General features: G+C 34.2%; 6 protein-coding genes. 1 reads left to right on the top strand and 5 read right to left on the bottom strand.

Features of this window, described 5'->3' with window-relative positions:
* Positions 1-420 precede the first annotated feature (420 nt).
* The 3 genes from cysS to folE all read right to left on the bottom strand — a co-directional run bounded on the left by cysS (position 421) and on the right by folE (position 3111).
* The gene (gene cysS, locus BBH99_RS14040; RefSeq protein WP_066696877.1) at positions 421-1887 is read right to left on the bottom strand and encodes a cysteine--tRNA ligase; all 1467 of its coding nucleotides are present in this window, start codon (positions 1885-1887) and stop codon (positions 421-423) included.
* A gap of 123 nt (positions 1888-2010) precedes the next feature.
* Entirely contained in the window at positions 2011-2442 is a 432-nt protein-coding gene (locus BBH99_RS14035; RefSeq protein ID WP_066696875.1) for a DinB family protein, read from the bottom strand.
* Positions 2443-2445: 3 nt separating this feature from the next.
* Positions 2446-3111, bottom strand: a complete 666-nt coding sequence (folE, locus tag BBH99_RS14030) for a GTP cyclohydrolase I FolE (RefSeq protein WP_045490962.1) — start codon at positions 3109-3111, stop codon at positions 2446-2448.
* Positions 3112-3212: 101 nt separating this feature from the next.
* Here folE and BBH99_RS14025 point away from each other — a divergent pair, with 101 nt between their 5' ends.
* On the top strand, positions 3213-4364 hold the full coding sequence (locus BBH99_RS14025) for a hypothetical protein (RefSeq protein WP_066696869.1): 1152 nt from the start codon (positions 3213-3215) through the stop codon (positions 4362-4364).
* 475 nt (positions 4365-4839) lie between these two features.
* Here BBH99_RS14025 and metF read toward each other — a convergent pair whose 3' ends face one another.
* Both metF and BBH99_RS14015 read right to left on the bottom strand, forming a co-directional pair.
* The gene (gene metF, locus BBH99_RS14020) at positions 4840-5799 is read right to left on the bottom strand and encodes a methylenetetrahydrofolate reductase [NAD(P)H] (RefSeq protein WP_066696862.1); all 960 of its coding nucleotides are present in this window, start codon (positions 5797-5799) and stop codon (positions 4840-4842) included.
* 20 nt (positions 5800-5819) lie between these two features.
* Positions 5820-6884 carry a hypothetical protein gene (locus tag BBH99_RS14015; protein WP_066696859.1) on the bottom strand — a complete coding sequence of 355 codons (1065 nt, stop codon included), beginning with the start codon at positions 6882-6884 and terminating at the stop codon, positions 5820-5822.
* Between the last annotated feature and the right edge of the window lie 2 nt (positions 6885-6886).

The following is a 6886-nucleotide window of genomic DNA, read 5'->3' as shown; positions in this document are numbered from 1 at the left end:
ATCTATTATCTATTATCTATTATCTATTATCTATTATCTATTATCTATTATCTATTATCTATTATCTATTATCTATTATCTATTATCTATTATCTATTATCTATTATCTATTATCTATTATCTATTATCTATTATCTATTATCTATTATCTATTATCTATTACTCATCATTTATAATATATGTTCCCTACCCTAGCCCCGATAGAAACGGTTACCCCGCAGCATGGGTTGGAGAGTTTGAGGGTCGAAGCGTGGGAGTGTAAAGGCGCGAGGAGTATGAGTGGATAGCGGGAAATAGCTCCTAATACATCTAAAAGTTGGAGCATGTTGGGATGGTTTGTAAAGAGTGAATAAAAAAAATCCGTAAGAATCCTAAATGATAGGCTCTTACGGAATGATTGTAAAACCGAAGTTTATATTTTTAATTTAGAACGTAAGATGTTCCGTCTCTTCCGTCTTTTAATTCGATGCCTTCAGCAAGCAGTTTATCTCTGATCTGGTCTGAAAGTTCGAAGTTTTTGGATTTTCTCGCCTGGTTTCTCAATTCGATTAACACTTTTAAGGTTTGATCCAATTTTTCGTTATTATTCTCCTCTACGGTCTGTAATCCTAAAACATCAAAGATAAAGGCATTCATTGCTGACTTTAAATCTTCAAGATCTGCTGTTGATATTGTTTCTTTACCATCATTTAAAGCGAAAATGTATTTTACGGCTTCAAATAAATGAGCGATCAGGATTGGAGAGTTGAAATCATCTGTTAAGGCATCATAACATTTGTTCTTCCATTCTGTAATGCTGAATGCAGATTGTTTACTATCATCAGGAGTAATGGAATTCAATACTTTTACAGCTTCCATCAATCTGATAAATCCTTTTTCACTTGCCATCATCGCATCATTGGAAATATCTAAAACACTTCTGTAATGTGCCTGCAGGAAGCAGAAACGAACAATTGACGGGTGGAATGCTTTTTCAAAGAAGTCATTATCTCCTGTTACCAGCTGCATCGGAAGAATATAGTTCCCCGTAGACTTACTCATACGCTGGGAGTTCATCGTCAACATGTTGGCGTGCATCCAGTAATGTACCGGTGCAGCTCCATTGCAAGCTTTACCCTGAGCGATTTCACATTCGTGGTGAGGGAATTTTAGATCCATTCCTCCTCCGTGGATGTCAAAAGTCTCACCTAAATATTTAGTACTCATTGCAGTACATTCAAGGTGCCACCCCGGAAAACCTTCTCCCCAAGGAGAGTTCCATCTCATAATGTGAGCCGGAGATGCTTTTTTCCAAAGGGCAAAATCCTGTGGGTTCTTCTTCTCCCCTTGTCCGTCCAAATCACGGGTATTGGCAAAAAGCTCTTCTATATTACGTTTTGAAAGTTCACCGTAGTTTAGCCCTCTTTTATTGTATTCTAAAACATCAAAATATACGGAACCGTTACTTTCGTAAGCGAAACCTGTATCTATTAATTTCTGGGTAAGCTCAATCTGTTCTACAATGTGACCTGTAGCAGTAGGTTCAATATTAGGAGGAAGCAGATTAAACATATCAAGAACTTTGTGGAAATCAACCGTATACTTCTGTACAATTTCCATAGGTTCCAGCTTCTCTAATCTGGTTTGTTTAACAAATCTGTCGTTATTTACATCTCCATCATCAGTAAGGTGACCTGCATCTGTAATATTTCTTACATATCTTACTTTATAGCCTAAATGCATTAGGGTACGGTAGATAAAATCGAAAGAAAGGAAAGTTCTTACGTTCCCCAAATGCACATTGCTGTACACTGTAGGTCCGCAGACGTACATTCCAACGTTTCCTTCCAAGATGGGTTTGAATATTTCTTTTTCCGCTGTAAGCGAGTTGTATATTTTTAGTTGCATTTATTTTTTATTAAAAGATTCAATAGTTTTAAGATTCAAAAATTAGTTAAAATAAAAATCTGTCACAACAGATAATTGTTGTGATAAAAATTGTATGTGAAACTTTTTTAAATTTTATCATTATTAAATCGCTTTTAAATGATGCTGCAAATGATCTACATAATCCTTAATGATAAACTCCAGGGTAAACCTTTGAGGTTCTGTTTTGGTAGTATCACAGGTCCTTTGCAATGCTTCATCTGGAATATTTTCTACAACATGAACAATCTGGTAGTTCAGTGCTTTCCAAAGATTAATTAATTCGGAAACTGGAACATTCTGATAGTTCTGGGCCTTTACCCAAGCATTCTGATCGTATACGATATTCTCGTTCTCTTTATATTGAGTAACTACAAATCTACGGATATTTGTAAAAGCACTGTCACAAAGATGGCCAATTATTTCTTTTTTTGACCATTTTTCCGGTGTATTCTTATAATTCCATTCGTCTTCAGAAATTATCTGGAATCTCTGAAGTTCTGCATCTACAATATTTTTAAGGATCTGGTAGTTCATTGATTAATCTAGTTTTGCATGGCTTCCTACATAATGTAAGAATTCCTGTCTTGTGATAGGATTGGTTCTGAAGATTCCGCTTAATTCTGCAGTAATGGTAGAGCTTGCAGTATCTTTAATTCCTCTGCAATTTACGCAAAGATGCTTTGCATCAATGATACATGCTACATTTTTTGTTCCCAATGCTTCTTTCAGAGCTTCTACAATCTGCATGGTCAGTCTTTCCTGAACCTGTGGTCTTTTGGCATAGTAATCCACAATTCTGTTAATTTTGGAAAGACCAATTACTTCTCCATTGGAAATATAAGCAACGTGTGCTCTTCCTATAATCGGCAAGAAGTGGTGCTCACAAAAAGAATATACGGTGATATCTTTTTCCACCAGCATCTGACGGTATTTGTATTTATTGGAAAATGTAGAGATCCCCGGTTTGTTTTCCGGAAGAAGTCCTCCGAAAATTTCGTTCACATACATTTTGGCAACACGCTTTGGTGAGTCTTTCAGGGAATCATCAGTCATATCAAGACCTAATGTTTCCATAATCTCTCCAAAAAGCTCAGTAATTTTTTCTATTTTTTCCTGTGGCGATTTATCAAAAGCATCTTCCCTTATAGGCGTATGTTCTTTTCCAGTGAAAATATCATCGTCGTTATCAGTAAAATCAACCATTTTTATTATTTTGCAGCAAAAATACGGATAATATTGTTTCATTTATTTTAAAATAGAATGAAAAACATTATCTTTTATAACCTACTCTGATTAAAAACTATATGATTATTGTCGAAGAAGTACAAAACAAAAACCACAAAAGGGAATTTCTTGAATTTCCCGCACAACTTTATCAACACGACAAAAATTATATCCGTCCTTTAGATCAACATATTGAGGAGATTTTTGATCCTGAAAAAAACAAATTCTTTAAGAATGGGGAATGTAAAAGATTTCTGTTTAAAAAAGACAATAAGACTGTTGGAAAAGTAGCTGTTTTCATCAATAATTGTTATGAACAAAAGCAGCCTACCGGTGGTTTTGGTTTTTTCGACTGTATTAATGATCAGGAAACGGCCAATTTCATTTTTGACCATTGTAAAAACTGGCTCCAGGAAAGAGGAATGGAAGCTATGGATGGACCTATTAATTTCGGAGAGAGGGATAAGTTCTGGGGGCTTTTAATTGAGGGGTTCATAGAACCTTTGTATGGAATGAATTATAATTTCCCTTACTATAAAGATCTTTTTGAAAATTACGGATTTCAGATTTATTTTGAACAACTTTGTTTTACAAGGCCTGTGTTTGCAGAAGTTTCGCGCGTTTTTACGATTGCTCACGAGAAAAACAGAAGAAATCCGGCTATCTCTGCTCAGCCAATGAAAAAGAATAACCTTCCAAAGTTCGCCAAGGACTTTACTGAGATTTATAATAAGGCATGGGCTGCTCATGGTGAAGGAAAGCAACTGGAAGAAGCCAAGGTTCTGAAAATGTTCAATACGATGAAACCCATTATCAATGAACATATTTCTTGGTTTGTATATGAAAATGATCAACCTATTGCCATGTGGATCAATCTTCCGGACCTCAACCAGTGGTTTAAATACCTCAACGGAAAGTTTGGAATATGGGAAAAGCTTAAGTTTTTATTCTTAAAAAGATTCAAGAAGAATGAAAAAATGGTAGGTCTGGTATTCGGTGTGGTTCCTGAATGGCAAAGGAAAGGAATTGATGGCTATATGATCTGGGAAGGTACCCAACATTTGAGAAAGCATACTGATTTTACAATTACTGAACTTCAGTGGATTGGTGATTTTAATCCGAAAATGATTAAGATTGCGGAAACGCTTGATACTACTGTGACGAGGAAGCTTGCTACTTACCGATATTTATTTGATCAGAATAAAGAGTTTGAGAGGCATGCCATTCTTTAGTTTGGAAGATGGATGCTGGAAGCTGGGAGTTATTGATGTTTTTGATTAACTAAAGGTTAAGTTTATTTCTTTGAATTGGAGATCATTTGACATAAAAATTCTATTGTTATTCTAAAGTCAAATTGTGAAAATATTTAAACCATTAAGGTTTTTAAAAGGATAAGAGAAGTTAAGGGAACAGCTGAAGCTGTTTTTATTAAGCTGTACCTTAAATTCATCTTGGATGAGTCTTAACTTATCTTAAAATCTTCATTTTTCTTAATGGTTGAGTGTATTCTGTTTTTGTAACGCAAAGATTTATTAACTTGATGGTATATTTTTGAGGGAGCGAAGGTGGAATCAACTTTGTTGATTTTTTCTAAGCGGATGGGTAGCCTACGGCTTTTTTGTCTGTGTATTTTATGTTTTGTATGGATTCTGGAAAAATAAAAACCCTGCTTTTTAAGACAGGGTTCCTTCATTTTTGGTACTTTTATTAGAATAGCTCACCAGCTACTTTTTTGATATTATCACTTTTTCCCATTGAGTAAAAGTGTAGAACCGGAACTCCGAAGTCCAGCAGTTCTTTGCATTGGGCGATGGCCCATTCTATTCCGATCTGTTTAACAGCTTCATTATTTTTTGCGTTTTCTACTTCATTGATAAGCTCTTCCGGAAGATCTATTTTGAAAACCTGAGGTAAGATTTTCAGGTGTTTCTTGGTAGCAATTGGCTTAATTCCCGGAATGATTGGAACGGTAATTCCCATTTCCCTTGCTTTCTGAACGAATTCAATATACTTTTTATTGTCAAAGAACATTTGAGTAACGATGTAATCTGCTCCGGCATCTACTTTTTGTTTTAACCATTTCAGGTCATAATTCATAGAAGGAGCTTCCATATGCTTTTCGGGATATCCGGCAACTCCGATGCAGAATTTATTGAGTTCATCACAAACCTGTTCTTCGTTGTGAAGGTATTTTCCTCTTCCCAGGTCATTAATCTGATTCACAAGATCCATTGCACTTGCATGGCCGCCTTGAGTTGGTTCAAAATACTGATGTCCTTTCATCGCATCTCCTCTTAATGCCATTACATTATCAATACCAAGATACATACAATCTACCAGAAGATATTCTGTTTCTTCTTTGGTAAAGCCACCACATAATAAGTGCGGAACTGTATCTACATTATATTTATGCTGAATTGCTGCACAAATTCCGAGGGTTCCGGGACGCATTCTTGTGATGCGGCGTTCCATCAGTCCATTTCCTTTATCGATATAGATATATTCCTCTCTTGAAGTGGTAACGTCGATAAATGGTGGTTTGAATTCCATCAACGGATCTATATTCGTGTACAAGTCTTCAATACCAATTCCTTTTTGTGGCGGAACAACTTCTAAGGAGAATAAAGTTTTTCCATTTGCGTTTTTAATATGTTCTGTTATCTTCATTTTGTAATTCTTACTTTGATTTAGTAATACTCAATTATGAATTGTGTTTTATTCCTGAGTTCTCCGTTTACAGTATTATTCATTTCTATCATATTCCCTTTCCCATCATATTTAAAACTATAAACATTTGTCATTTTACCTGGATAAAAGTTTATCGGGAAATAGGTAGAATAACATGAGCTACAATTGATAGTAATCAATATTACTTTATTGTTCTCTCCGTAAAGAATATCGGCTGTACTTGCTTTCTGTTTATTCTTTTCAAAAATTTTATTGATTCTGTTTTTATCATCGTAAACATATTCTATCTCACCTTCGCTCGTTTGCGAACCCGTTCCTACATCTAAAACATAGTTTTCTTTAATCAGTTTATGCTGATTGTTGTAAGTGAAAGAATGTTTATTCTTTAAAATACCAAAATAATGAGTCCTTTCTATTGAAATACAATTTTCATTGTCATCATACTTGTACACAACATTTTCTGATTCATGAGTTTGTCCGGGTTGAACCTGCGTCACATAATCTGTATTAATCATGCTTGTTAATACATTTTTCCCGTATTTAAATTCACTTTTTCTTTGAATTTTATTATTGAAATATTGTTCTTTTTTTATAATCCTATTGTTTTCATAATAAAATTTAGTGACTGTGGAATCATTTTTACTTGTAGCATATTGATTTTTGATTCTTATCAATTTTCCATCAGTGGCTATTTTGTTCGAGATAATAAAAATTTCTTTGTTATTATTATACTGCGTCGTGATTATTTCATTCTTATTCTTAGAGGTTATATATTTTGAACCACCACTATAATTACTTTCTACAACATTTCCATCTTCCAAATACTGAACGGATTGGTTGAACTGTCCATCTAACAAATAAGTAATTTTTTTTATTTTATTTTTTGAATACCACTCCGGTTCTCTATTCAAAACATAATCAAACAATAATGGATTAAAATTTACATTCACTAAAGGAATCTGTTTATAATTTATATATCCTATAAAATCTTTATCATTATATTTCTGGGTATAGCTTCTCGTAAAAAAAAGTAAACAAACCCATATAAGAATATCCTTATGCATAA

It is taken from the genome of Chryseobacterium contaminans, assembly GCF_001684955.1.
In the GTDB taxonomy this organism is placed as follows: domain Bacteria; phylum Bacteroidota; class Bacteroidia; order Flavobacteriales; family Weeksellaceae; genus Chryseobacterium; species Chryseobacterium contaminans.
Note: the sequence above shows the minus strand (reverse complement) of the source record. Positions and strands in the feature narration are given on the sequence as shown.